The organism is Paracoccus onchidii, assembly GCF_028294535.1.
GTDB lineage: Bacteria > Pseudomonadota > Alphaproteobacteria > Rhodobacterales > Rhodobacteraceae > Paracoccus > Paracoccus onchidii.
Window position 1 is genome coordinate 13,366 of sequence record NZ_JAQBIE010000031.1, and the last position, 24,749, is coordinate 38,114.

Sequence of the window (24,749 nt, forward strand, 5' to 3'; positions counted from 1 at the left end):
GATCGATGCAAAAAAACTGTTTCCTTATAAATTTGCAGCGGCAGCCCAGCAAGCTGCATCGCTAACGCATCAGGGCGTCAATGGTTGTCCCAATGTTCACAATGTTGCGCGGATCGGCGGTTATACGCCTATTTTTCTATTGCCTTGCCAGCCACTCGGTCACAGGACGTCGCAAATTGGTCAGACCTGAATCGCGTGCCTCGTCAATGACCTTGCGCAGTTCCGAGATCGAGACCCGCCGGATCAGGTGCTTGACCGGACCGATCGAGGCGGGGCGCATCGACAATCGCCGGATTCCCAAGGCCGCCAGTGTTACGGCCTCGATTGGGCGACCTGCATCCTCGCCACAAAATGACAGCGGCACGCGCGCCTCTTCGCAACGCTCGACGATCTGGCCAAGCAAAGACAGGAAAGCGGTGTTCAGCGTGTCATAGCGCCGTCGCACACGTTCATTTTCGCGATCGGCCGCGAAGAAGAACTGTTTCAGGTCGTTGCCGCCGATCGAGACGAAATCGCACATCTCGAAGAACTTTCTGGGCGCAAAGGCTATCGAAGGTGTTTCAAGCATTGCGCCGACGCGGATGTCGCTTGGCATTTCATGGCCAAGCCGCTGTTCACGCGATAATTCCTGCATCAGGATGCGATAGGCGTCTTCATATTCGCTCATATCCGCGATGAAGGGGAACATCACATGCAGCGGTCGCCCGGCCGAGGCCCGGATCAGGGCCTGCAATTGCATCCGCAATACGCCGCGTTTGTCCAGCCCGACCCGAATGGCGCGCCAGCCCATTGCGGGATTCGGTTCGTCCTGGGGTTTCATATAGGGAAGAACCTTGTCCGAGCCGATATCGAGCGTGCGGAACATGACCGGTTTGCCCATCGCGCGATCCGTGACGTGGCGATACAGCTCGGCCAGTTCTCCGCGACGGGGGACATGGTTTCGGATCAGGAATTGCAGCTCGGTGCGGAACAGGCCGACACCTTCGGCCCCCGATCCTTCCAGAGATGGCAAATCCGCCATCAGACCGGCGTTCATATAGAGCTGCACCGTCGTGCCACAGATACCGGTCGCGGGAAGGTTGCGCAGGCTGGCATAACGGTTCTGCGCCTCGGCCTGCATGGCGATCTTGTCACGGAACGCGGTGGCAACGCTGTCTTCCGGGCGCAAATGCACCAGCCCCTGATCCCCGTCGACAAGGATCGGGTCGCCGTTCAGGGCCTCGGTCGTGATGCGGCTGGCATGAATCACCAGAGGGATCGCCAATGCCCGCGCGACGATGGCGGCATGGCTGCCGACCGAGCCTTCCTCAAGCACCACGCCCTTCAGTCGCCGTCCGTATTCCAGCAGCTCGGCCGGGCCGATGTTTCGCGCCACCAGAATGGGGCGGGCGGGCAGTTCGGCACCGGTATCGACGCCCTGACCGGTCAGAATGCGCAACAGGCGATTGGACAGGTCGTCCAGATCATGCAGCCGGTCGCGCAGATAGGGATCGGCCGCCATTTCCAGCCGCGAACGCGCGGCGGATTGTTCTTTTTCGACTGCGGCTTCGGCGGACAGCCCACGCTGGATATCTTCTTCCATCCGCTTGAGCCAGCTGCGCGAATGCGCAAACATCCGATAGGTTTCCAGAACCGCCGCATGATCTGAATCGCCAGCCAGATCAGGGGCGGAAACCATGGAATCTACCCGTTCGCGCAGCTTGTTCACGCCCTGATGCAGCCGCTCCAGTTCTTTTTCAGGGTCATCGCCGACGGGATTCGTGACCACGACACGCGGCTCGTGCAACCAGACCTGACCTTCGGCGGCACCTTCTTGTGCGGTGCTTCCGTGAATCATCAACGGAAAACGATGGGCCTGGGGCATGCTGTCCGAATTGCTGCTTTGAAACGCCCCCAATTCGGTCATTTCGGCCAGCACCATGGCGACCACTTCCAGTCCGTAAACTTCGTCTTCACTGAACTGGCGGGAATCGTTGCATTGCACGACCAGAACGCCCAGACGTTCCCCGACCCGCTGGATCGGAACCCCAAGAAAGCTTGGAAACACCTCTTCTCCGGTTTCCGCCATATAGCGAAAACCGGGCTCCGAGGGTGCATCGGCGGTATTCACATGGCGCCCTGAACGCGCAACGCGACCGACAAGGCCCTCGCCCAGACGCAGCCGGGTCTGGTGAACGGCCTCGGGGCGCAAGCCTTCGGTCGCGCAAAGCTCCAATGTCTCGGCGTCACGGAACAGGTAGATCGAACACACCTCGGTTCCCATCGAATCAGCGATATGATGGGTGATCTGGTCCAATCGATCCTGCCCGTCGCCTGCAGCGGCCAGAATTTCCTTCAGCCGCCGCAGCAGCTTGCGTGAGTCATTGTCTTTGCGGTCATGCATCGCGTGCCTGCCTTTGCTGTCGCGATGGCCCCGCGGGCCGTCTGCCGGAACTTGTGTCCTGTCCGGTTCAGGCGGCTTCGAGACCGAAGGCATCATGCAATGCCTGAACCGCCAGTTCCATATATTTGCGGTCGATCAGAACCGAAATCTTGATCTCGCTGGTGGCGATGACCTTGATGTTGATGTTTTCGGCAGCAAGTGCCTTGAACATCGTCGCGGCCACACCGGTGTGGCTGCGCATGCCGATGCCGACAACGCTGACCTTGGCGACGTCGGTGTCGACGACCAGTTCGTCATAGGCGATCTCGCCGCTGACCTTGGCTTCTTCCATGGCCTTCTTGGCGCGTTCGACCTGATTGATCGGAACCGAGAAGGTCATATCGGTCACCGAGCCGGGGTGATCATCATAATCCTTTTCGGAAATGTTCTGAACGATCATGTCGACATTCACACCGGCATCCGCCAGCGGCTGGAAGATCGCCGCCGAAATTCCCGGACGGTCCTCCACGGTCACAAGGGTGATCTTGGCCTCTTCGCGGGAATAGGCGACACCGTTGACGACTTTCGATTCCATGATTTCATCCTCATCGCAGACCAGCGTGCCAGAATTTTCATCGGTATCCTCGAACGAGGATAGCACGCGCAGCCGAACCTTGTAGCGCATCGCCAGCTCGACCGAGCGGGTTTGCAAGACCTTTGCGCCGAGGCTGGCAAGCTCCAGCATTTCCTCAAAGGCGATCTTTTTCAGTTTGCGCGCCTTGGTCGAGATGCGCGGATCGGTGGTGTAGACGCCGTCGACATCGGTATAGATGTCGCAACGCTCGGCCTCGAAGGCGGCGGCAAAGGCGACGGCGGTCGTGTCCGAGCCACCGCGCCCCAGGGTGGTGATGCGCCCGTCAGGCGCCAGGCCCTGGAAGCCGGCAACGACGGCGACCTTGAAGCCTTCGCCGAACTTCTGGTCCAGATTGGCGCGCGGAATATCGACGAAGCGAGCTGCGGAATGGGCGGCGGTGGTGTTGATGGGCACCTGCCATCCTTGCCAGCTGCGTGCTGGCACACCCATTTCCTGAAGCGTCAGGGCCATCAGGCCAGCGGTGACGTTTTCGCCCGAGCTGACGACAGCATCATATTCACGGGCGTCAAACAGCGGCGAGGTCTGCTCGACCCAGCCGACCAGTTCATTGGTTCGGCCGGACATGGCGCTGACAATGACGATGACGTCATAGCCGCGATCGACCTCGCGCTGCACCTTGGCGGCGGCGTTCTTGATCCGATCAAGATCAGCAACGGAAGTTCCGCCGAATTTCATCACCAGAAGCGGCATCGCAGGCCTCCAGCCAGAGGGTTGTCATTCGCGGGGCTTTTATGATCGACAAGCGGAAAGGGCAAGGGCGCAATGATATTGCCCAAACGGCGACCTGCTGGCGACCTGACGGCGCGTTGCGCATAGGTTCGGGTGAGGTCAGTTCGCCTTTTGACGCGGGATGAAGGGCAGGGGGGCGACCGGCACGCCTTCGTCCAGCAGTTTCCTGGCGTCTGCGGCACCCGCTTCGCCGTGGATCGCGCGGCTTGGGCTGCGGCCTTCGTGAATTGCGCGGGCTTCGTCGACGAATTTGTTGCCGACATAATCCGAGTTTGCCTCGATATGTTGTCGCAGCTTTTCGAGGGCGGCTTCGGCGGGGGTGTCGGTCTTGGACAGGTCGGGCGTTGCGGCGGTCGGCTGTTTTTTGCGTTCCTTGCCGACCGAGGGGGCCATCAGGGCCTTTGCGATTCTGGTCGATCCACATTGCGCACAGCTGATCTGGCCGGCCGCCAGCATTTTTTCAAAGCCGTCGGAGGACCGGAACCAGCCGTCAAATTCGTGATTGTTCTCGCAACGCAAATCGTATCGGATCATTACCCAATTCCCAACCGGATATGTCTCTATATCGTGTCAGTCGCGCTTGACCGCAAGGTCACGCAAGCGCGCAACCAATGCATCGGGGTCGCCGGCCCGGTCAACAAGCACCTGCCTTGCGCGACCGCCCATGTCGCGGGCGACGCCCGGATTCTGGCTCAGTTCGACAAGGGTGGCGGCAAGTGTCCCGGCCGTGACGTGCCGGGCTGCGCCGGCTTCTTGCAGGGCGCCATAGGCATCGATGAAATTGCTGATATGACCGCCATGCAGGATTGCGCAGCGATAGGCGGCTGGTTCCCATGGGGTATGACCGCCGTGATCGGCAAGGGATCCGCCGACCACGCAGATTCCGGCGCGGCGATACCAGCGATCCATTTCGCCAATCGTGTCGGCCAGAAGAATCGTTCCGCGTGTCGCGCCATCGGAACGGCGGTGCAGTTCCAGTCCGCGCGAACGGATCAGTTCTGCGACGTCATCGCCCCGTTGCGGGTGCCGGATGGCAAGGATCAGGCGCAGGTCAGGAAAAGCCGACCTTGCGGCCAGCCATGCATCGAGAATCAGGTCCTCTTCGCCCTCATGCGTCGATGCGGCGAGAATCACGTTGCCGCGATCTTCGCTGGCTTGTGGCGGAAAGATCGCGGCCGGGGTCAGCAGCTTGAGATCAAGGCGCGGGCACAGCGCCCTGGGCGGCAGCCCCAGCGCAAGCAGGCGCGATTCGCTGTAAGGGTCCTGGGCCGACACGAGGGTCAGCCGTTCCAGAACCGGGCGGATCAATCCGGGCAGGCGTGCCCATGATTTTGCCGAACGTTCGGACATGCGCGCGCCGATCATGGCCTGTGGAATGCCGCGTTGTGCCAGCATGCGGGAACGCAAGGGCCAGAACTCACCCTCCAATGTGATTTGCAGGTGTGGTTGCACAGCGTCCAGAAAGCGGCGCGTGGCCGCAGGGGTGTCAAGCGGTGCCAGATAGGCGGGCAGCCCCCACCCGGCGGCCAGCTCGCGGCCGGTTTCGCTGTTGGCGGTAATCACCACAGTGAATGCGGCGGCCAGCGCCTCGATCACAGGGCGTGCGGATGTCAGTTCCCCGACCGATGCGCCATGCACCCAGATTTCGCCGCGCTCTGGCGATACGCCGATACCCAGCCGCTGGCGCAATGCGGCGGATCCACCCAGCCTTGCGCGAATCTGAAGGCCTGTTTCTGCAAGTCGGGAAGAAAACGAATAAATCATCGCGACCTTTCAGTGGCTTTTGCTGACAAGGAAGGCCGCGCGAAGGGCCGCATCCGCACAGGATATCAGTAGAATCCCGGAGATAGGTTGTAAATGTTCTGGGGCGAGGCGTCGAAGAATATACCAAAATGTCAGCGCCGTTACACTGGGCGGTTCTTCGTGATTTTCTCTTGAAAGTGGCAGCCCGTAGGGGAATCGAACCCCTCTTTCCAGGTTGAAAACCTGGCGTCCTAACCGATAGACGAACGGGCCACTCTGTTGCGCTGCCAGTGTCTCTGGCGGCGTGGAGCGGTGTTTAGGCAAAGCCGTTGGTGGGCGCAAGAGGATTTTTTGCGCTTTCGGAAAAAAAATGAAACCGGCCTTGAATTGCGGGTCAACGTGCCGGTTGTTCGTGACGGCGACGCGGTTTCCGAGATGTTTTCGGGCGGCTTTGATTCCGAATCCTGCGAATCCGGTGTCGCGTTCCTAAATAGTGCAGGTGCCTGTATAGGGGACGCGATTGCGGGCGGCGGGACTCTGGTTCTTGCAGCGCCTGTGCGAGACGAGTAAACCGCTGGCCAAAACAAGGGACAACGCATGTCGATCACCGAAGACGAGGCCCGCAAGGTCGCGCATCTGGCGCGTATCGCCGTCAAGGACGAGGCGCTGCCTGCGCTGGCGCGCGAACTGAGCGGTATCCTGAATTTCATGGAACAGCTGAACGAAGTCGATGTCGAAGGCGTCGAGCCGATGACGGGCGTGACGCCGATGCGGCTGAAGCGCCGCGAGGATGTCGTGACCTCGGGCGGCTTTGCCGACAAGATTATGTCGAACGCGCCGGATGCGCGCGAAGGCTTTTTTGCCGTGCCTAAGGTGGTGGAATGAGCGATCTGAACAAATTGACCATTGCCGAGGCGCGTGATGCGTTGGCGGCGGGCAAGACCACTGCCGTCGAACTGACCGAAGCCTGTCTTGGCGCGATCGAGGCGTCTTCGGCGCTGAACGCCTTTGTTCACGGCACCGCGGACAAGGCGCGCGACATGGCCAAGGCCGCGGACGCGCGCATCAAGGCCGGTGAAGCGACCGCGATGACCGGCATTCCTGTCGGTATCAAGGACGTATTCTGCGTCAAGGGCGTTCCGAGCCAGGCCGCCAGCAAGATCCTTGACGGTTTCGTGCCCGAATATGAATCAACGGTCACGCAGAACCTGTGGAATGCCGGTGCAGTCATGCTGGGCAAGCTGAACCAGGATGAGTTCGCCATGGGTTCGACCAACGAGGCCAGCTGCTATGGCCCGGCCGTGAACCCTTGGCAGGGCGCGGATGGTCAAAAGCTGACGCCGGGCGGGTCGTCGGGTGGATCGGCTGCCGCCGTCGCCGCCGATCTTTGCCTTGGGGCGACCGGCACCGATACCGGCGGCTCGATCCGTCAGCCTGCCGCCTTCACCGGCACCGTCGGCCTGCGTCCGACCTATGGTCGTGTCAGCCGCTGGGGCGTGATCGCCTATGCCAGCTCGCTGGATCAGGCGGGCCCGATGACCAAGACCGTGCGCGACGCCGCGATCATGCTGGGCGCGATGGCCTCTGTCGATCCGCAGGATTCGACCAGTGCCGATCTGCCCGTGCCGGATTACGAATCGCTGCTGACCGGTGATATCCGCGGCAAGAAGATCGGCATTCCGCGCGAATACCGCATCGACGGCATGCCCGACGATATTGCCGCGTTGTGGGACAAGGGTGCCGACATGCTGCGCGACGCGGGCGCCGAGATCGTCGATATCAGCCTGCCGCACACGAAATACGCGCTGCCTGCCTATTACGTGATCGCCCCGGCCGAGGCCTCGTCGAACCTGGCACGCTATGACGGCGTGCGCTATGGCCGTCGCGCCAAGCTGGGCCAGGGGGACGGCATCGTAGAGATGTACGAAAAGACCCGCGCCGAAGGCTTTGGCCCCGAGGTGCAGCGCCGCATCATGATCGGCACCTATGTGCTGTCGGCGGGCTTCTACGACGCCTATTACAACCGCGCGCGCAAGGTGCGGGCGCTGATCAAGCGCGACTTCGACAATGCCTATGCCGACGGAATCGATGCGGTCCTTGCGCCGACAACGCCTTCGGCGGCTTTCCCGCTTGGGGCGATGGATCAGACTGATCCCGTCCAGATGTATCTGCAGGATGTGTTCACGGTGACGCTGAACCTGGCGGGTCTGCCGGGTGTGTCGGTGCCTGTCGGACAGGACAAGCAGGGCCTGCCGCTTGGCTTGCAGTTGATCGGGCGGCCTTTCGAAGAAGGAGAGTTGCTGAACCAGGCGATGGTGCTGGAACAGGCAGCAGGTTTTGTGGCCAAGCCTGATCGCTGGTGGTAGGTTTTTCGGAACTGCAGGCGAATTGATTGGATGACGAGGGTATGATGCGCGGCTGGTTGATGATTTCGGTGCTGGCGCTGGCCAGTTGTGGAGAGCAGCAGGGCTGGAATCCGAACTATATGTTCGAAGCGACCCGCTATGGTGAATACAAGCAACAGCGGGAAGTTGCGCTGACCACCAATCAACCCTCGGCGCAGGTCATTCCGCTTGCATTGCCCGCCGAATCGATGTCGCCCGAAGATATCGCGGGCCAATCACCTGTTCCGGTGCCCGTCGTGCCGGGGGTGGCGGTGGCAACGACTGCCGCTGCCGCAACCGCCGGAAACGCCCCGACCCGCATCGTGCCCGAATCCATGGTGGCCGGCACGCAGGGCGGGCCCTATCCGGGCTCGGTTCCGGTTTTGGTTCAATATGCTTACGGGGCTGACCATGCCGTCGGTCAGTCGATCTATGGCCGTGCTGGTGCGTCGACCGCGACGGCTATCCAGGTCTGTGGTACCTTTGATGACGCAGATGCCGCCCAGATCGCGTTTCTTGCCGCGGGCGGTCCGCGCAAGGATCCTCGCGGCATGGATCCGGATGGCGACGGATATGTCTGCGGCTGGGATCCGGAAAAATTCCGCCAAGCGCAACTTTGAACGATCGCTGCGTCAGTCCGAATTACGGCGACCGGCGGGGGCAGATACCTTCACTGGTCGTTTTGCATTACACCGCTATGCGGGATGCGACGTCAGCACGGGCGCGGCTATGCGATCCGCAGGCCGAGGTCAGCGCGCATTGGCTGATTGACGAGGCGGGCCGGGCCGAGGCGCTGGTCGCCGAAAAATATCGTGCGTGGCATGCGGGGGCGGGGTCCTGGAAAGGGCAGGGCGACGTCAACTCGCGCAGTATCGGTATCGAGATTGCCAACCCCGGAGATCGGCCATTTCCAGCCGCGCAGATGGATGCGTTGATCGTGTTGATGCGCGGCATCATGGCGCGTTGGTCCATTGGCCCCGAAGGTGTGATCGGGCATTCCGATATGGCCCCGGGGCGTAAATCCGATCCGGGGCCGCGATTCGACTGGCAACGTCTGGCCCGCGAAGGTCTGGCCCTGTGGCCGGACAGGCCGGCAGAAGGGGAGCTGGACGAGTCGCTGGATCTGATCGGCTATCCGCAATGTGATGCTGATGCACGCCTGGCGGCCTTTCGATTGCGCTTCCGTCCCTGGGCGCGTGGTCCGCGCCATCGCGATGACGTGCGTTGGGCTGCCGCCGTGGCCGCGCTGGTGACGCACGGCAGGCATTGACCTGCCCACTTTGTGGGGGCATATGCAGCCCATGCGGGGGGCTGGATGACCGCGCAGCCTTCGGGTCGCGAGGAAAGTCCGGACTCCATGAGGCGACGATGCCGGGTAACGCCCGGCGGGGGTAACCCCAGGGAAAGCGCCACAGAGAACAGACCGCCCGCGTTCGCGTGGGTAAGGGTGAAACGGTGGGGTAAGAGCCCACCGGAGGGCTGGCAACAGACCTCGCATGGCAAGCCCCATCGGGAGCAATGCCGAATAGGGACCGCGCGCGGAGCAATCCGCAGGGCCGCCTTGCCCCAGCAGGTCCGGGTAGGCAGCTAGAGCCGGTCGGCAACGGCCGGACCAGAGGAATGGTCATCCAGAGGGGGCAACCCCTTGGACAGAATCCGGCTTACAGGCCCCCCGCATGACCTCTTGCGTCGTCGAAAATCGCACCAGGTTTGATGCCGATGATATATGGGCAGAGGCCAGGCATAAGGCAGCGATACCCTTGGGTCGTGCGACAGCGGTGCTGGCAGTTACGCAGGGGGGCGTCGCGCAGGGCCAGGACGTCGCAGTGCAGGGCGCAAGCCAGAGATGGTCAGGCGGCGATCTGTGGCATCAGCGAGGTCAGGGGGCTGATGCCTGACGGGGATCGGTTCCTGACGATCCGCAGTGGCCCGCGTACCGGTCGCCGCAAAATTGGCGAGTTGTATAATGGTGGTCGCAAGAATTGGGCGGAGATTACAACCGAGTCCGCCGTGATGGACCAACCTGATGCCTGCGCCAATAACGGCCCGACCCGAAACCTGTCTGGCCGCAGTTTGGGTTGGGTGCATCGCGATTGGTTGCATTGGTTGCTGCCTTGAGCTGCGCGTTGGGTGCATAGCAGCATTTCAGCGGTGAAATTGCGGCTTTTTTCAGCGATTCGAGGTTGACTTCGGGCTGTTGCAAGCTAAAAGGCGGCTTCACACGGATTCTACGGGGTTTGCAGGCGTCTTTCCCCGAAGCAGGAGCGACGACTATGGCGAAGCCGACGACGATCAAGATCCGGCTGAACTCTTCGGCTGGGACCGGTCATTTCTATGTGACCAAGAAGAATGCCCGGACCATGACGGAAAAAATGACCGTTCGTAAATACGATCCGGTTGTCCGTCAACATGTCGAATACAAAGAAGGCAAGATCAAGTAAGATCTTTTCTTCTGTTCGGACGGAACAAAAGGCCGCACTCGTCAGAGTTGCGGCCCTTTGGTTTTTATGATTCGCGTTTGATTGCAGGCGAAGCGAAGCAAAAAAAGGGCGCCCGATATGGGGCGCCCCTGATCCATTCGCGTTCCTGTCGGGCCTAGCCCAGCACCTCGGCAATCGCGTCCTTGGTGATCGACACGATCTGATCCGCCTCGGCCCTGGTCAGGCACAGCGGCGGGGCAAAGCCGATGATGTCGCCCTGCGGCATGGCCCGCGCGATCAGCCCGCGCTTCAGCATCGCGGCGACGACCTTGGCGCCCTTGCCCTCCGAGGCGTCAAAGAACCGCCGCTTGTCCTTGTCGGCGACCAGCTCGACCGCACACAGCATGCCTTCGCCGCGCACCTCGCCGACATGGGCATGTCCGCCGACCTCGTCGCGCATCGTCTGCCAGAAATAGTTGCCGGTCTCGCCCGCATTCTTCACCAGACCCAGATCGTCGATCAGCTTCAGGTTGGCGATCCCGGCGGCAGCGCCGATCGGATGGGCCGAATAGGTCCAGCCATGGCCCAGCACGCCATATTCGTCGGTGCCCTGCATCAGCACATCCCACATCCGCTGGCCGACGATGCTGGCCGACAGCGGCGCATAGGCGCTGGTCAGGCCCTTGGCGCTGGTGATCAGGTCGGGCTTCATGCCGTAATGATCGCTGCCGAACATGCTGCCCAGACGGCCGAAGCCGGTCACGACCTCATCCGCGATCAGCAGGATGTCATGCTTGTCCAGCACCTTCTGGATCGCGGGCCAATAGCCTGCCGGGGGCGGCACGATGCCACCGGTGCCCAGCACCGGCTCGCCGATGAAGGCGGCGATGGTGTCGGCCCCCTCGGCGGCGATCAGCTCTTCCAGCTTCCGGACGCAATGGGCGACGAAATCGGCCTCGGACATGTTCGTGTCCGCGCGGCGATAGTAATAGGGTGCCTCGGTATGGATCACCTGCGTCAGCGGCAGATCGAATTTCTTGTGGAACAGCTCCAGCCCGGTCAGGCTGCCGGTCATCAGACCCGACCCGTGATACCCGCGCCAGCGGCTGATGATCTTCTTCTTTTCGGGGCGGCCAAGGATGTTGTTGTAATACCAGACCAGCTTGATGTTGGTTTCATTCGCGTCCGATCCGCCAAGCCCGAAATAGACCCGCGCCATGCCTTCGGGCGCGCGGTCCATGACCATCTTGGCCAAGGTGATATTCGCTTCAGACCCGTGACCGGCATAGGAATGGTAATAGGCCAGCTCGCGCGCCTGATCGGCGATGGCCTCGGAGATTTCCTTGCGGCCATAGCCGACATTCACGCAGTAAAGCCCGGCGAACCCGTCCAGCAGGCGGTTGCCGTCGCGATCGGTGATGAAGACGCCTTCACCGCCGGTCACGATACGCTGCGCGGCCTCGCCGCGGGCGAATTGCCCCAGATGGGTCGAGGGGTGGAAAAAGCTTTCGCGGTCCCATTTGGCCAGTTCGTCATTCGTCAGCATGTTCGTTCCTTTCTTTCCCGGGCCTCGCCCGTTCGGCGCTGAAAAAGGTCCGCTGGACCTTTTCCCGGGCGCTGCTCATCCCCAGTCGCGGCAGATGTATTTGATCTCGGTAAAGGCCTCGAGGCCCTGACGGGCGCCTTCGCGGCCGATCCCCGATTGCTTCATGCCCCCGAAGGGGATCGGTGCGCCGGTGACCTTGGTGCGGTTCACGGCGACCATGCCATATTGCAACGCCCGCGTCGCCCGGTAGATCCGGCGGGGGTCCAGGCTGTGGACATAGGCGACCAGCCCGTATTCGGTTGCATTGGCGCGGGCGAAAACCTCGTCCTCGTCGTCAAAGACGCTCAGCGCGGCGACCGGGCCAAAGGTTTCCTCGGACATGATCGCGGCCTCGTCGGTGACATCGGCCAGAACGGTCGGCTGGAAGAACAGCGGCCCCTTGTCCTGATCGACACCGCCACCGGTCAGCAGCCGCGCGCCCTTGGCCAGCGCATCCTGCACATGGGCGTTCTGCTTGTCGATCTGGCGATCATGGATCAGCGGCCCGATATCGGGGTCGTCCATGCCGTGACCAAGGGTCAGGGCCTCGACGGCGGCGGTGAATTTGGCGCAGAATTCGTCATAGACCTCGCGCTGGATGTAGAAGCGGTTGGCGCCCAGACAGTCCTGACCCGAGGTGGCGAATTTCGCCTTGATCCCCTCGGTCACGGCGCGGTCCAGATCGGCGCCCTTGAAGACGATGAAAGGCGCGTGCCCGCCCAGTTCCATCACCAGACGTTTCACCGTATCCGCCGACTGGCGATACAGCAGCCGCCCCACTTCGGTCGAGCCGGTGAAGGACAGCGCCCGCACGCGGGCATCGGCGGTCCATTCGCCGACGATGGTGGCGGCATCGCCGATCACCGTGTTCACCACGCCTTCCGGAAAGCCCGCCCGCCGCGCCAGTTCCGACAGCGCCAGCGCCGACAGCGGCGTTTCGGCCGAGGGGTGGATGACCACCGTGCAGCCCGCCCCCAAGGCGGCCGCGGCCTTGCGGGTGATCATCGCGCAGGGAAAGTTCCACGGCGTGATCAGCGCGGCCACGCCGACCGGTTCGCGCCACAGTTCCATTTCCGCGTCGGGCAGGTGGCTGGTCACGCCTTCGATGTTCGGGCGCAGCGCCTCTTCGGCATAGAACTGGACAAAGCTTGCGGCATAGTCGATTTCGCCGCGCGCCTCGCTGATCGGTTTGCCCTGTTCGGCGACCATGATGCGGGCCAGATCTTCCTTGTTGGCCAGAATCAGGTCGTGCCAGTGGTGCAGGATTGCCGCGCGGTCTTGGGGCAGGGTCGTCGACCAGGGCCCAAATGCAGCCTGCGCAGCATCGACGGCGGCATGAGCGCCCGTGGCGTCGCTGATGGAAACCTGGCCGATCTGATGGCCGGTCGCGGGGTTGCGCACGACAAGCCGGCCTTCGCCCGCAAAGTCACCATTGCCCGGCAATAGCCCGGCATCCGAAAGCGCATCCGACAAGCGCACGGACAAATCATCAAGCATTGCAAACCTCCTTGTTCAGACAAGGATCGCGGCATTCGCCCAGAGAGTTTGACCAAAATCACGGTGGCGAGGCAGAAAATTTCACCAAAGCCGGCGGGCTTGTCGGGAATTTTCTCGGGAATCAGATGTCGGCATCCCCAAGCAGGGCCAAGGCAGGGGGGATTTCTTTCACGGGTTTGGTGACGATATAGCTGAAATAGCGGCGAACACCCGCCCGGCTTTCCAGCAATCCGTCCATCAGGCTCTGGAAGGTGGTCACATCGGTGGCGACGATCTGCAGCAGGTAATCATACCCCCCGCCGATCGCCCAACAACCGACGACCTGTCCGATCCGCGCGACGGTGCGTTCGAAGATCTGAAAGCTTTCGGCACGATGGCTTTCCAGTTCGACGGTCACGAAAACCTGCACATGCGGCCCCAGATCGGCAAGGCTGATCTGCGCGCGATAACCGTGGATCAGCCCGGCTTTTTCCAGACGTTTCATCCGTTCCCAGCAGGGCGTCGGTGACAGGTTCACCCGTGCCGCAAGCTCGGTCTTGGTGATGCGCCCCTCGCGCGACAAGGTTGCCAGAATGGCAATGTCGCGATCGTCCAGACGAAGATCAGGCCGCAGGTTGGTCATCAGTCGCTTGTTTCCGCACCTGCCGAAAATGTCAATCTGGACAAGCGCCTGAGGGTTGGCGATTCTGCGGGAATGACACATTGGCCCTTGACCCGCGACGACATTACCCGCCCCGCCTATCGCAGCCTTGCACAGGGAATTGCGGCGGCCATCGATGCGGGCAGCTTGCGCCCGGGCGTGCGTCTGCCGCCGCATCGCGATCTGGCCTGGCAATTGGGTCTGTCGGTTCAGACTGTCAGCCGCGCCTATGAGGAACTGATCCGCGCGGACCTGATTTCAGGCGAAGTCGGACGCGGCAGTTTCGTGAAATCCGGGCCGCGCGAGACGGTCGAGGTGCCTTGGTTTCGTTCGCCCTCGACCCATCCACCGATTGATCTGTCGATGATGACACCTGTCTGTCTGCCACGCATCGCCGAAGCATGGGGCGAATCGCTGCAGCGCCTTGCCAGGACGTTGCCCCATCAGGCGATGTATTCATTTCGCCCGCGTCAGACGATGTCGCTATATGGCGGTATGGCGGCGGCGTGGTTGGCACGATGCGGATTGGTCGTGCCAGCGCAGCGCATCCTGATCACCAATGGCAATACGCCGGCATTGATGGTGGCCCTGATGTCGGTGGCGCAGCCCGGCGAGGAAATCGCCGCGGAAAGCTATACTTGCCACGCATTGCGTCCCGCGATCCGCCACCTGCATCTGCGGCTGCGCGGTATCGCCGAGGATGCACGGGGTATGCTGCCTTCTGCATTGGCCGAGGCTGCGCGCGCGGCCCACGGAAAGCTAAGAGGGGTGTTTCTTTTGCCGTCGGGGGGCGGGCCGGTGCCGCGGATGATTGATCGCCAACGGCGTGAAGATCTGGCCGCGGTTGCGTCGGAATTTGGGCTGATCATCATTGAAAGCGATGTGACCGGTCCGCTTTCCCCCCGACGTCCACCCCCGGTTTCCAGCTTCGCGCCCGATCGCAGCCTGTATCTGACCGGGGTTTCGAAATGTCTCTCGCCGGGATTGCGCCTTGGATTCATGGCAATGCCCGATGCGCTGGCGGAACGGATCCTGAACCGGCATCTTTCGGTGTCATGGATGGCCACCCCGATGGTCGCCGAGATCGCGGCAGATTGGATCGAACATGGGATCGCGGATGAACTGCTTGCGGCGCAGCGCAACGAGCTGGCCGCGCGCAACCGGCTGGCGCAAAAGATCCTGGGCGATCGTGCGATCGGCCTGCCGAACGGATTGCACCGCTGGATTCCCTTGCCTGATGGCAGCGATGAACAGGCCATACTGGATCAGGCGTTAGAGCGTGGCGTCGCAATCGCCCCGGGCGCGGGTTTCGCGGTTTCTGACCGCCGCCCTGCGCTGCGGCTGTGCCTGGGGGGCGCAAGCCTTGGTGAATTGGATAATGCGCTGAGCGTTATTTCGGCATTGCTGCCCAACCAATAGGCCCGGGTCGGGAATGTGGCGGGGGCTTGTTTGACAGTATCCGGCAAAATTGTCATGATTTAATATATCAATTGACTTGAATTGAGGATCGTTCGAACCCTCGGACAATCCGGATCGGGCAAATCGTTCCGAATCCCGAAACCGAAAGGGCAGGAACGCGTTGCGTTCCAAAAGCTCATCCACAGGAGGTAACATGACCTATAAGACGCTTACCGCTGCCAGCCTTGCAGCCCTGATTCTGGGTGCAGGCGGTGCGATGGCAGATACATGGCGCTATGCCTTTGAAGAGGCGATGGAAGAGGTTCAGGGCAAGTTCGCCCAGAAGTTCAAGGAAGAGGTCGAAGCCAATTCCGACCACGAGGTGCAGCTGTTCCCGTTCGGCACGCTTGGCGAATCCGCGGACATCATGGAACAGGCCCAGTCGGGCATCCTGCAATTCGTGGACCAGTCGCCCGGCTTTACCGGCGCCCTGATCCCCGAGGCTCAGGTGTTCTTCGTGCCATACCTGCTGCCGCAGGATCAGGAACAGCTTGTCAGCTTCTTCCGCAATTCCAAGGCGATCAAGGAATTGTTCCCGCCGCTTTACGCCGAGCAGGGGCTGGAACTGCTGACCATGTTCCCGGAGGGTGAGGTCATGATGACCACCACCACCGAGGTGAAATCCCCCGAAGATCTGAACGAGGTCAAGTTCCGGGTGATGACCAACCCACTGCTGGTCGAGGGTTACAAGGCATTTGGCGCCACCCCGACGCCGCTGCCCTGGGGCGAGGTGTATGGCGCGTTGCAGACCGGCATCATCCAGGGTCAGGAAAACCCTGCCTTCTTCATCGAATCGACGAAGATGTATGAGGTGACCGATTACATCACCCGCGCCGGGCACAATAACTTTACGACCGCCGTCATGGCCAACAAGGACTTTTTTGACGGGTTGTCGGAAGACGAACAAAAGGTCGTGCAGGACGCAATCGCGGCCTCATTCGACTATATCGTCGAATACCAGACCGGCCTGACCGAAAAATCGCTGGAAAAGATCAAGGAAGCAAAACCCGAGATCACCATCACTGAACTGTCCGAGGAAGAGCGCGCGCCCTTCAAGGCAACGGCAGATTCGGTCGAGCAAGAGTTCCTCGAGATCGGCGGTCCCAAGGCGCAGGAAATCCTGGATCAGATGAAAGCCGACCTGGAAACGGCCACCCAATAAGGAAACCGGCCCGCCGCAGCATGGATTGCGGCGGGTCTTTCACTCTCTGCCGATAGGTCAGAGCCCGCTGGCTTTCCGACATGGACGCAGAGTCCATTTATTTGTTCAAAGTGGGAAAGCGGCCATGACGCTGGACGACAAGCACGCCCCCAAACCCGACCCGGATGTTCTTGCCGCCGCAGAAATTGCACCGGTGGATGAGGATATCGATGATTCCCAGTATGTGTCGGGGCTGCCCGGTTTTCTGGGCGTCATCGATGTTGCCATCGCGCGGATCGAGGCGGTTCTGCTGGCCATCGGGGTATTGCTGATGGCCATAAATACCAGCGCGAATGTCCTCGGACGGTTCGTGTTCGGCCAGAGCATCTTTTTTTCCGAAGAATTGAATCAGGCGCTGATCATCCTGATTACTTTTGCAGGTATTTCCTACGCTGCGCGCCATGGTCGCCATATTCGCATGTCGGCCTTTTTCGATGCGATGCCCTTCGGATTGCGCAAGCGGATGATGGTGTTGATCGCGGTGGTGACCGCTGCCGCGATGCTGCTGCTAAGCTGGTATTCGCTGGATTATGTGCTGACGCAGGCATCACGGGGGCGGCTGCTTCCGGCGTTGCAGATCCCGCAATGGTGGATCATCGTCTGGGCGCCGCTGGGGTTCTTTCTGACCGGGCTTCAATACGCGCTGACGGCGATCAAGAATATTCTCGACAAGGATATATGGCTCTCGACCAGCACGCTCGAGGGCTATGACGACAGCCACGAAGAAGAGGTCTAGATCATGGCATGGGCAATTTTCGGATCGATGATCGTCCTGCTGTTGCTGGGCTTTCCAATGATGATCCCGCTGATCGCGGGGTCGCTGATCGGTTTCGTGGCACTGTTTGGCGGCTTTGGCCAGTTGGACACGATGGTGCAGCAGATTCTGGGTGGTATCCGCCCAGCCAGCCTGATCGCGGTGCCGATGTTCATCTTTGCCGCAGATATCATGACACGCGGGCAATCGGCCAACAGGTTGATTGATCTGGTCATGGCCTTTGTCGGCCATATCAAGGGCGGACTTGCGGTTTCGACCGCGACGGCCTGCACGCTGTTTGGCGCGGTGTCGGGTTCGACCCAGGCGACGGTGGTGGCGGTGGGTGGTCCCCTGCGCCCCCGGATGCTGAAGGCGGGTTATAATGACAGCTTCATTCTGGCGCTGATCGTCAATGCCTCGGATATCGCCTTCCTGATACCGCCTTCTATCGGGATGATCATCTATGGCGTCGTTTCGGGGACCTCGATTTCCGAACTGTTCATCGCCGGCATCGGCCCGGGCCTGCTGATCCTGCTGATGTTTTCGATCTATTCCTATATCTATGCCGTGCGCAACAACGTGCCGGTCGAGGACAAGACATCCTGGGCGGAACGTTGGCTGGCGGTGCGTCGCGCGCTTTGGCCGCTGGGTTTTCCGGTGATCATCATCGGCGGGATCTATGGCGGGATCTTTTCGCCGACCGAGGCCGCCGCCGCCTGTGTGCTTTATGCGGTGTTCCTGGAAACGATCGTGTTTCGTGAAATGACGATGAAACAGCTTTACTCGACCGCGAAATCGACCGGTCTGATTACGGCTGTGGTTTTTATCCTTGTGGGGGCCGGCGCGGCCTTTTCCTATGTCATCAGCTTTGCCCAGATTCCGCAGGCGGTTCTGGGGGGAATCGGCATTGATGAAATGGGGCAGTATGGTGTGCTGTTCACCATTTCCATCGCGTTTTTCGTGGGCTGCATGTTTGTCGACCCGATCGTGGTGATCCTGATCTTCGTGCCGATCTTTGCGCCGGTGGTCAGCCAGGTTGGCCTGGACCCGGTTCTGGTTGGCACGATCATCACCCTGCAGGTCGCCATCGGCAGCGCTACACCGCCATTCGGCTGCGACATCTTCACGGCGATCGCTGTCTTCAAGCGGCCCTATGTCGAGGTGGTCAAGGGCACGCCGCCCTTCATCTTCATGCTGCTCAGCGTCGCCGTTCTGCTGATCTTCTTCCCACAGATTGCGCTGTTCTTGCGGGATCTGGCTTTTGCGAAATGAGGACCTGAACAATGTTTGAACGGATTCTTGTTCCCTATGACGGTTCCAACGGGGCCGAGATGGCATTGCTCAAGGCGACCGAGTTGGCCAAAATGTGCGATGCACATCTGATCCTGCTGACGGTCTATCGCCATCATTCGATGCTGGAAGCGTCCTTGTCGATGGTGCGTGGCAATTCCGACCCCGGCGGGAATCTGGACGCAACCATGCGCCAGACCGCGCGCGACGCGGCCGATTACGCGAAAAGCCATGCCCGTGATGCGGGTGTCGACAAGGTCACGGCCTTCATCAAGGCCGGACAACCCGCGCGCACGATTGTCGGGATGGCCAAGGACAAGGAATGCGATCTGATCGTGCTTGGATCTCGCGGGTTGGGGGCGACTGAAAATTATCTGCTTGGATCGGTCAGTCACAAGGTGACGGGGCTGGCCCATTGCCCGGTTCTGGTTGTCTGAAACATGGAAGCTGAAATTATGTGGCGCGACAACCTGCACCGGTTCGGGCTGATCGCCCTTGCGACAGATATGACGATCGAGGCCGATGCAGCAAGATTGCTGCCCGACGACGCGCGCCTGCATGTTACCCGGATCGCGTTCGACAATCCGACAACGGCAGAGAACCTGCGCAACACCGGGCCACGATTGCGTGCGGCGTCGGCCCTGTTGGTGCCGGGGGTGGCGTTGAAGGGCATCGGGTTTGGCTGCACCTCGGCCTCGGCGGTGCTGGGCGACGGGGTGCAGCAGGCAATCGGTGATCGCGCCCCGATCGCCACGCCGATCGCAGCCGCATTGCGGGGGTTTGCGGCGATGGGGATCGGCAAGATCGCCCTGATGACCCCCTATCTGCACGAAACGACAGATCTGGTGGGCGATCATTTCGAGGAACACGGTCTGCGCGTCGTTGCCCGCCATTCGATGAACTATGCCGATGACCGCGACATGGCGTTGTTGCCCGCCGATGAAATCGTGAATTTCGCGCTTGAGGCGAACCACCCCGACGCCGAGGCGCTGTTCATTTCCTGCACGGCGCTGCCCGCCGTGTCGGTGATCGAGCGTATCGAGGAAAGCCTCGGAAAACCGGTGGTCAGCTCGAACCTGGCGCTGTTCTGGTCCATGCTGGATGTCGCGCAGGTTCCCGCGACTGGTCCCGGGCATCTGTTCGGGGTGCGCACATGGTAACTGCTGACGACATCCGGGTTGCCGCCGAACGTATCGGATCGATGATCACCCGGACACCCATGCGCCCCGCGCCAGCCCTGTCGGCATTGGCAAAGGGCGAAGTCTGGCTGAAATGCGAGCATTTGCAGGAGACCGGTTCGTTCAAGCTGCGCGGCGCGTCAAATGCTGCTGCAAGACTGGGAGATGTGGCCGGGGTGACCACTGCATCGACGGGCAATCACGGGCGTGCGCTGGCCCATGCGGCAAAGCAGCTGAACCTGCCGGCGGTGATCTGTGTTTCGCGCCTTGTGCCGCAGAACAAGCTGGACGCCATTACCGAACTGGGGGCCGAAGCGCGCGTCGTGGGTGCCAGTCAGGATGAGGCATTCAAAGAGGCAATACGCCTCAAACGGGACGAGGGTTTTGCCCTGATACCGCCTTTTGACCACCCTGATGTGATCGCGGGGCAGGGCACGCTTGGGCTGGAAATCCTGGATGAGATCCCCGATGCGGCCAGCATTGCGATACCGCTGTCGGGCGGGGGGTTGCTGGCTGGTGTTGCATTGGCGGCGAAATCGCGTCGGCCCGATCTGCGCATTGTCGGCATCAGCATGGAGCGGGGCGCGGCCATGGCCGCCAGCATTGCGGCGGGACATCCGGTTGAAATCGAGGAACTGCCAACCCTTGCCGACAGTCTGGGCGGCGGAATCGGGCTTCAGAACCGCCTGACTTTCCAGATGACGCGCGAGTTGATGGATGAGCTGGTTCTGTTGAACGAAGATGAGATCGCCGAAGGGATCCGGCATTTGTCCCGCCAGAGCGGTGAATTCGTCGAAGGTGCGGCGGCGGTCGGAGCCGGTGCGATTATTGCCAGAAAACTGCGTGCCACGGACGGGCCGCTGATCCTGATCCTGTCAGGGCGCAATATCGATCCCGATCGACACGCAGCCATCATGCGAGGCGACACATGAACGATGTCCGGATCCTGACCGAAACCGATTTGCGCGAACGGGTCAAGCTGGATGCCGAAGTGATCTCGGTCATCGAGGCGGCCTTCGAGACATTGACTGACGACAGGGTGGTGATGCCGCCGATCCTGTCGATGCACATGCCCGACATCAATGGTGAACTGGATGTCAAAACGGCCTATGTGCCCGGCCTGTCAGGCTTTGCCGTCAAGCTGTCACCGGGGTTCTTCGACAATCCGTCAAAAGGTCTGCCATCGACTTCGGGGCTGATGGTCGTGCTGTCCACCGAGACGGGGCGGGTGCAGGCAGTTTTGCTGGACAATGGTTATCTGACCGATATTCGTACTGCGGCGGCCGGGGGCGTCGCGGCGCACCATTTGTCGCGTGTCGATTGCCGCCGCGCCACGATCATGGGGGCGGGGTTGCAGGCCCGTATGCAATTGCAGGCCCTGCGGCTGGTCCGCCCGATTTCCGAGGTCACGATCTGGGCGCGCGATGTTGCCAAGGCGCGTATATTTGCCAGTGAACTGCAACAAGAAGGGCTGACCGCGCAGGCCAGCACCGATCCCGCCGCAGCGGTCAGCGGGGCAGATATAATTGTCACCACCACCCCGGCCAGTCAGCCGATCCTTCAGGCGGATTGGTTGCAGCCCGGCCAGCATGTTACCGCCATGGGCAGCGATCAGGCGGGCAAGAACGAACTGGACCCGCATTGTCTGAGCCGCGCTGATCTGTATGTGGCCGATCGGGTCGGCCAGACGCGCGTGCTGGGCGAATTGCGGGCCGCGCTTTCCCTTGACCTGCTTTCTCCGGATGCCGAAATCCCGGAGCTGGGCCATATCGTTTCCGGCCGCCATCCCGGCCGAACCTCACCCGACCAGATCACGATTGCCGATCTGACGGGCACAGGCGTGCAAGACACCGCCATTGCCACCTATGCGCTTGACGCATTTTCGAAAGAGCCCTGAATGCCTGAACTGCAAAGGACACCCGAACGCTTTTCGACCGCTGAGTATGAAGAGCGCCTTCGCAAGACCCGTTCCAGCATGGCCAAGCTTGGCCTTGACCTGCTGATCGTCAGTGACCCCTCGAACATAGCCTGGCTGACAGGTTACGATGGCTGGTCGTTCTATGTGCATCAATGCGTGATTGTCGGTCCCGAGGGGGCGCCGATCTGGTTCGGGCGCGGTCAGGATGCCCAGGGCGCCCTGCGAACCGTCTGGATGAGCGATGACTATATTATCGGCTATCCGGATTACTACGTGCAGTCTGTCGAACGTCATCCCATGGATTACCTGTGGGCGCAGTTGGCCGATCGCGGTTGGCACCGCGGCTTTATCGGTGTCGAGATGGACAACTATTGGTATTCGGCCAAGGCACATGAACGGTTGGTGCACGGACTGCCCGACGCCCAGATCCTTGATGCGACAGGTCTGGTCAATTGGCAGCGCGCGGTGAAAACCGAAAAAGAGCTGGAATATATGCGCAAGGCCGCCCGTATCGTTGAGCGGATGCACCGCCGTATCGCTGACAAGGTTGATGTCGGCATGCGCAAATGCGATCTGGTGGCCGAGATTTACGATGCCGGCCTGCGCTTTGACGAGTGGTCGGGCCATGGCGGTGATTATCCGGCGATCGTGCCCTTGTTGCCGTCAGGACCGGATGCAGCGGCGCCGCATCTGACCTGGGACGACCAGCCGATGAAGGCGGGTGAGGGGACGTTTTTCGAGATTGCTGGATGTTATCAGCGGTATCACGTGCCCCTGTCTCGCACGATCTTTCTGGGCAAGCCCCCGGTCGAAATGCTTGACGCCGAGAAGGCCGTTCTCGAAGGGATGGAGGCCGGTCTTGGCGCCGCCCGTGCTGGCAACACCTGCGAAGATGTGGCGGCGGCGTTCTTCACGGTTCTGGATCGCTATGGCATCGTCAAGGATAACCGCACCGGATACCCGATCGGCCTGAGCTATCCCCCGGACTGGGGCGAACGTACGATGTCGTTGCGCCGCGGCGACCAGACCGAATTGAAGCCCGGTATGACCTTTCATTTCATGACCGGGTTGTGGATGGATGATTGGGGCTACGAGACCACGGAATCGATCATCATCACCGATGACGAACCCGAAACCTTCTGTAACCTGCCGCGCAGGATGTTGGTGAAGGAATGACAGGCAATCCCATCTCTCCGACCATCGCACTGGACCAGCCCGGCAAGCATCACGGTTTTCTGCGACTGCCCTATAGCCGGAATGACAGCGCATGGGGATCTGTCATGATTCCGTTGACGGTCATCATTGGCGGCGAAGGGCCGACCGCGTTGCTGACGGGTGGAAATCATGGTGACGAATATGAAGGGCCGGTTGCCTTGCAGGCATTGGCTTGGGAAATCGACCCTGCCGATGTCACGGGGCGGATCATCATCGTGCCCTATATGAATTATCCGGCATTTCGGGCGGGCACGCGGGTCAGCCCCATCGATCAGATCAACATGAACCGATGTTTCCCCGGCAGCGCCGGGGGCAGCGTGACCCAGAAGATCGCGAGCTATTTTAACGATGTCCTGGTGCCGCTGTCCGACATCGTTCTGGACTATCATTCGGGTGGCAAGACCCTGGATTTCCTGCCATATGCGGCGGCACACTATCTGGATGATCCCGCGCAGGAGGCGGCCTGCGTTGCTGCTGTCCGATCTTTTGCGGCACCCTATACCATGATGATGCGCGAGATCGACAATGTCGGCATGTTCGACACTGCGGTCGAGACGCAAGGCAAGGTCTTCGTCACCACTGAACTTGGCGGAGGCGGAACCGCAACCGCGCGATCCAGCCGCATTGCCATACGCGGCGCGCGCAACGTCCTGCGCCATGCGGGCATATTGGCCGGGCAGCCGGAAACGGACGGTCAGACGCAAATGCTGGACATGCCCGACGATGATTGCTTTCACTTCGCGACGCGGGATGGGCTGATGCATCCGCTGGCCGATCTGGGCGATCCAGTGCGCAAGGGGCAGGCCATCGCCCAGATTTGGCCCGCGGATCGCACCGGGGTCGCCCCGTCGCAGATTCTGGCCAATCGCGACGGGATCATCGCGGCCCGGCATTTCCCCGGTCTGGTTCAAAGTGGGGATTGCCTTGCAGTGATCGCGGTCGCCTGAAACAGGCCGCGCGCGCCCAGTATGGCTGGGACACCTGCACCAGATCCATCCGAAGGCGGGCGCTCACTGAAAGAAACTCGATCCCGGCGCCTTGCCATGATGCGCCGCGCGTTGGGATCGATCCCTGCCGCTCAGCTGCCGAAATCCCGGTCACGGTCACGGGTTCTCTTCCCAAGGGTGGAAAACCTTCTGAGGGCGGATTTTTACTTGCCGGAAGGGCCCACGGGGATGCGCGTGGCGAGGCTGCGGTCGGTCTGCCCGCCGCTATCGGAACGGCTGAGCGGGCGATTGCCGACCTTGAGGCTATCCGTGACGATCCGGCGCTGGCAGGCCTTACGGGGATGGTGGAAGGCCGGTTGCCGCCCATGTCGCCGGCTGGCACGGACCTGAACACCCGCATTCAGCAGGCGCAAGGCCAAACATTCCTTGAAGCGTTTGAAAGCCTGAAACGCGGCGGTCAGATCACCGAGGTTGAGGGTAAGAAGGTCGGGGTCGCAATGGCACGCCTGAACCGCGCACAAGCAACCGATGCGTATCAAGATGCGCTGAACGATCTGATCTAGGTGCTGCAAGCCGGTGTGATGCGATCCTATCAACGTGCAGGCCAGAAAGCCCCCTAGGTTGAACTGTCGGACGATGAATATCTGAAATCTCTAGGGTCAGGATGCATTGATTTCGGTCGCACGGCGTGATTCACGGCTCAGAAAATGGAGCGGTGACATGAGCGACCTGTACTGGCTGACTGACGAGCAGATGGCCAAGCTCACCCCTTT

At 61.2% G+C, this 24,749-nt stretch carries 24 protein-coding genes, 1 tRNA gene and 1 other RNA gene; 18 read left to right on the forward strand and 8 right to left on the reverse strand.

Going from position 1 to position 24,749, the window contains the following annotated elements; genetic code table 11:
* Positions 1–136: 136 nt before the first annotated feature.
* The 5 genes from ptsP to PAF17_RS17680 form a co-directional block, all read right to left on the reverse strand.
* Positions 137–2,383 (reverse strand): phosphoenolpyruvate--protein phosphotransferase, encoded by a 2,247-nt coding sequence (gene ptsP, locus PAF17_RS17660; protein ID WP_271890419.1) that lies wholly within the window; start codon positions 2,381–2,383, stop codon positions 137–139.
* Positions 2,384–2,450: 67 nt separating this feature from the next.
* Complete coding sequence (locus PAF17_RS17665) at positions 2,451–3,707, reverse strand: aspartate kinase (RefSeq protein ID WP_271890420.1); 1,257 nt, start codon at positions 3,705–3,707, stop codon at positions 2,451–2,453.
* A 138-nt stretch (positions 3,708–3,845) separates the two neighbouring features.
* The gene (locus PAF17_RS17670) at positions 3,846–4,280 is read right to left on the reverse strand and encodes a DUF1178 family protein (protein ID WP_271890421.1); all 435 of its coding nucleotides are present in this window, start codon (positions 4,278–4,280) and stop codon (positions 3,846–3,848) included.
* A gap of 36 nt (positions 4,281–4,316) precedes the next feature.
* Entirely contained in the window at positions 4,317–5,510 is a 1,194-nt protein-coding gene (locus tag PAF17_RS17675) for a 3-deoxy-D-manno-octulosonic acid transferase (protein WP_271890422.1), read from the reverse strand.
* Between the two features lie 177 nt (positions 5,511–5,687).
* Positions 5,688–5,762 (reverse strand) — tRNA-Glu (locus PAF17_RS17680).
* A gap of 324 nt (positions 5,763–6,086) precedes the next feature.
* On the opposite strand from PAF17_RS17680, the gene gatC reads away from it, so the two are divergent.
* The 7 genes from gatC to rpmG all read left to right on the forward strand — a co-directional run bounded on the left by gatC (position 6,087) and on the right by rpmG (position 10,314).
* On the forward strand, positions 6,087–6,374 hold the full coding sequence (gene gatC / locus PAF17_RS17685; RefSeq protein ID WP_271890423.1) for an Asp-tRNA(Asn)/Glu-tRNA(Gln) amidotransferase subunit GatC: 288 nt from the start codon (positions 6,087–6,089) through the stop codon (positions 6,372–6,374).
* Positions 6,371–7,855, forward strand: a complete 1,485-nt coding sequence (gene gatA / locus PAF17_RS17690; protein WP_271890424.1) for an Asp-tRNA(Asn)/Glu-tRNA(Gln) amidotransferase subunit GatA — start codon at positions 6,371–6,373, stop codon at positions 7,853–7,855. Before gatC ends, gatA begins: the two co-directional genes overlap by 4 nt.
* A 26-nt stretch (positions 7,856–7,881) precedes the next feature.
* Complete coding sequence (locus PAF17_RS17695; RefSeq protein ID WP_271890425.1) at positions 7,882–8,493, forward strand: hypothetical protein; 612 nt, start codon at positions 7,882–7,884, stop codon at positions 8,491–8,493.
* A 44-nt stretch (positions 8,494–8,537) separates the two neighbouring features.
* Positions 8,538–9,143 (forward strand): N-acetylmuramoyl-L-alanine amidase, encoded by a 606-nt coding sequence (locus PAF17_RS17700; RefSeq protein ID WP_271890442.1) that lies wholly within the window; start codon positions 8,538–8,540, stop codon positions 9,141–9,143.
* 33 nt (positions 9,144–9,176) lie between these two features.
* An RNA gene (rnpB, locus tag PAF17_RS17705) (RNase P RNA component class A) lies at positions 9,177–9,553 on the forward strand.
* Positions 9,554–9,763: 210 nt separating this feature from the next.
* Positions 9,764–9,991, forward strand: a complete 228-nt coding sequence (locus tag PAF17_RS17710) for a hypothetical protein (protein WP_271890426.1) — start codon at positions 9,764–9,766, stop codon at positions 9,989–9,991.
* 155 nt (positions 9,992–10,146) lie between these two features.
* A complete protein-coding gene (rpmG, locus tag PAF17_RS17715; protein ID WP_089344652.1) occupies positions 10,147–10,314 on the forward strand; it encodes a 50S ribosomal protein L33 in 168 nt (55 codons plus the stop codon).
* Positions 10,315–10,468: 154 nt separating this feature from the next.
* Here rpmG and PAF17_RS17720 read toward each other — a convergent pair whose 3' ends face one another.
* The 3 genes from PAF17_RS17720 to PAF17_RS17730 form a co-directional block, all read right to left on the reverse strand.
* Entirely contained in the window at positions 10,469–11,839 is a 1,371-nt protein-coding gene (locus PAF17_RS17720) for an aspartate aminotransferase family protein (RefSeq protein WP_271890427.1), read from the reverse strand.
* A gap of 75 nt (positions 11,840–11,914) precedes the next feature.
* A complete protein-coding gene (locus tag PAF17_RS17725) occupies positions 11,915–13,375 on the reverse strand; it encodes an NAD-dependent succinate-semialdehyde dehydrogenase (RefSeq protein WP_271890428.1) in 1,461 nt (486 codons plus the stop codon).
* 121 nt (positions 13,376–13,496) lie between these two features.
* The gene (locus PAF17_RS17730; RefSeq protein WP_271890429.1) at positions 13,497–13,997 is read right to left on the reverse strand and encodes an Lrp/AsnC family transcriptional regulator; all 501 of its coding nucleotides are present in this window, start codon (positions 13,995–13,997) and stop codon (positions 13,497–13,499) included.
* 72 nt (positions 13,998–14,069) lie between these two features.
* Here PAF17_RS17730 and ehuR point away from each other — a divergent pair, with 72 nt between their 5' ends.
* The 11 genes from ehuR to PAF17_RS17785 all read left to right on the forward strand — a co-directional run bounded on the left by ehuR (position 14,070) and on the right by PAF17_RS17785 (position 24,539).
* Complete coding sequence (gene ehuR, locus PAF17_RS17735) at positions 14,070–15,434, forward strand: MocR-like ectoine utilization transcription factor EhuR (RefSeq protein WP_271890430.1); 1,365 nt, start codon at positions 14,070–14,072, stop codon at positions 15,432–15,434.
* A gap of 193 nt (positions 15,435–15,627) precedes the next feature.
* Positions 15,628–16,635, forward strand: coding sequence for a TRAP transporter substrate-binding protein (locus PAF17_RS17740; protein WP_271890431.1), 1,008 nt, complete (start codon positions 15,628–15,630; stop codon positions 16,633–16,635).
* 124 nt (positions 16,636–16,759) lie between these two features.
* Entirely contained in the window at positions 16,760–17,410 is a 651-nt protein-coding gene (locus PAF17_RS17745) for a TRAP transporter small permease (RefSeq protein ID WP_271890432.1), read from the forward strand.
* A gap of 3 nt (positions 17,411–17,413) precedes the next feature.
* On the forward strand, positions 17,414–18,700 hold the full coding sequence (locus tag PAF17_RS17750) for a TRAP transporter large permease (RefSeq protein ID WP_271890433.1): 1,287 nt from the start codon (positions 17,414–17,416) through the stop codon (positions 18,698–18,700).
* Between the two features lie 11 nt (positions 18,701–18,711).
* Positions 18,712–19,155 carry a universal stress protein gene (locus tag PAF17_RS17755; protein WP_271890434.1) on the forward strand — a complete coding sequence of 148 codons (444 nt, stop codon included), beginning with the start codon at positions 18,712–18,714 and terminating at the stop codon, positions 19,153–19,155.
* A gap of 3 nt (positions 19,156–19,158) precedes the next feature.
* Entirely contained in the window at positions 19,159–19,878 is a 720-nt protein-coding gene (locus PAF17_RS17760) for an aspartate racemase/maleate isomerase family protein (protein ID WP_271890435.1), read from the forward strand.
* On the forward strand, positions 19,872–20,828 hold the full coding sequence (gene eutB, locus PAF17_RS17765; protein ID WP_271890436.1) for a hydroxyectoine utilization dehydratase EutB: 957 nt from the start codon (positions 19,872–19,874) through the stop codon (positions 20,826–20,828). Before PAF17_RS17760 ends, eutB begins: the two co-directional genes overlap by 7 nt.
* Positions 20,825–21,793, forward strand: coding sequence for a cyclodeaminase (locus PAF17_RS17770; protein WP_271890437.1), 969 nt, complete (start codon positions 20,825–20,827; stop codon positions 21,791–21,793). Before eutB ends, PAF17_RS17770 begins: the two co-directional genes overlap by 4 nt.
* Positions 21,794–22,990: an ectoine hydrolase DoeA gene (doeA, locus tag PAF17_RS17775; protein WP_271890438.1), complete on the forward strand. Its 1,197-nt coding sequence runs from the start codon at positions 21,794–21,796 to the stop codon at positions 22,988–22,990.
* Positions 22,987–23,976: a N(2)-acetyl-L-2,4-diaminobutanoate deacetylase DoeB gene (gene doeB / locus PAF17_RS17780; protein WP_271890439.1), complete on the forward strand. Its 990-nt coding sequence runs from the start codon at positions 22,987–22,989 to the stop codon at positions 23,974–23,976. Before doeA ends, doeB begins: the two co-directional genes overlap by 4 nt.
* A 365-nt stretch (positions 23,977–24,341) precedes the next feature.
* Entirely contained in the window at positions 24,342–24,539 is a 198-nt protein-coding gene (locus PAF17_RS17785) for a hypothetical protein (protein ID WP_271890440.1), read from the forward strand.
* Positions 24,540–24,749: the final 210 nt, after the last annotated feature.

Excerpts from the sequence above, each read along its gene's own strand:
- ptsP (WP_271890419.1), bottom strand. The coding sequence starts at position 2,383 with ATGCATGACCGCAAAGACAATGACTCACGCAAGCTGCTGCGGCGGCTG.
- PAF17_RS17665 (WP_271890420.1), bottom strand. The coding sequence starts at position 3,707 with ATGCCGCTTCTGGTGATGAAATTCGGCGGAACTTCCGTTGCTGATCTT.
- PAF17_RS17670 (WP_271890421.1), bottom strand. The coding sequence starts at position 4,280 with ATGATCCGATACGATTTGCGTTGCGAGAACAATCACGAATTTGACGGC.
- PAF17_RS17675 (WP_271890422.1), bottom strand. The coding sequence starts at position 5,510 with ATGATTTATTCGTTTTCTTCCCGACTTGCAGAAACAGGCCTTCAGATT.
- gatC (WP_271890423.1), top strand. The coding sequence starts at position 6,087 with ATGTCGATCACCGAAGACGAGGCCCGCAAGGTCGCGCATCTGGCGCGT.
- gatA (WP_271890424.1), top strand. The coding sequence starts at position 6,371 with ATGAGCGATCTGAACAAATTGACCATTGCCGAGGCGCGTGATGCGTTG.
- PAF17_RS17710 (WP_271890426.1), top strand. The coding sequence starts at position 9,764 with ATGCCTGACGGGGATCGGTTCCTGACGATCCGCAGTGGCCCGCGTACC.
- rpmG (WP_089344652.1), top strand. The coding sequence starts at position 10,147 with ATGGCGAAGCCGACGACGATCAAGATCCGGCTGAACTCTTCGGCTGGG.
- PAF17_RS17720 (WP_271890427.1), bottom strand. The coding sequence starts at position 11,839 with ATGCTGACGAATGACGAACTGGCCAAATGGGACCGCGAAAGCTTTTTC.
- PAF17_RS17725 (WP_271890428.1), bottom strand. The coding sequence starts at position 13,375 with ATGCTTGATGATTTGTCCGTGCGCTTGTCGGATGCGCTTTCGGATGCC.
- PAF17_RS17730 (WP_271890429.1), bottom strand. The coding sequence starts at position 13,997 with ATGACCAACCTGCGGCCTGATCTTCGTCTGGACGATCGCGACATTGCC.
- ehuR (WP_271890430.1), top strand. The coding sequence starts at position 14,070 with ATGACACATTGGCCCTTGACCCGCGACGACATTACCCGCCCCGCCTAT.
- PAF17_RS17740 (WP_271890431.1), top strand. The coding sequence starts at position 15,628 with ATGACCTATAAGACGCTTACCGCTGCCAGCCTTGCAGCCCTGATTCTG.
- PAF17_RS17745 (WP_271890432.1), top strand. The coding sequence starts at position 16,760 with ATGACGCTGGACGACAAGCACGCCCCCAAACCCGACCCGGATGTTCTT.
- PAF17_RS17750 (WP_271890433.1), top strand. The coding sequence starts at position 17,414 with ATGGCATGGGCAATTTTCGGATCGATGATCGTCCTGCTGTTGCTGGGC.
- PAF17_RS17755 (WP_271890434.1), top strand. The coding sequence starts at position 18,712 with ATGTTTGAACGGATTCTTGTTCCCTATGACGGTTCCAACGGGGCCGAG.
- PAF17_RS17760 (WP_271890435.1), top strand. The coding sequence starts at position 19,159 with ATGGAAGCTGAAATTATGTGGCGCGACAACCTGCACCGGTTCGGGCTG.
- eutB (WP_271890436.1), top strand. The coding sequence starts at position 19,872 with ATGGTAACTGCTGACGACATCCGGGTTGCCGCCGAACGTATCGGATCG.
- PAF17_RS17770 (WP_271890437.1), top strand. The coding sequence starts at position 20,825 with ATGAACGATGTCCGGATCCTGACCGAAACCGATTTGCGCGAACGGGTC.
- doeA (WP_271890438.1), top strand. The coding sequence starts at position 21,794 with ATGCCTGAACTGCAAAGGACACCCGAACGCTTTTCGACCGCTGAGTAT.
- doeB (WP_271890439.1), top strand. The coding sequence starts at position 22,987 with ATGACAGGCAATCCCATCTCTCCGACCATCGCACTGGACCAGCCCGGC.
- PAF17_RS17785 (WP_271890440.1), top strand. The coding sequence starts at position 24,342 with ATGTCGCCGGCTGGCACGGACCTGAACACCCGCATTCAGCAGGCGCAA.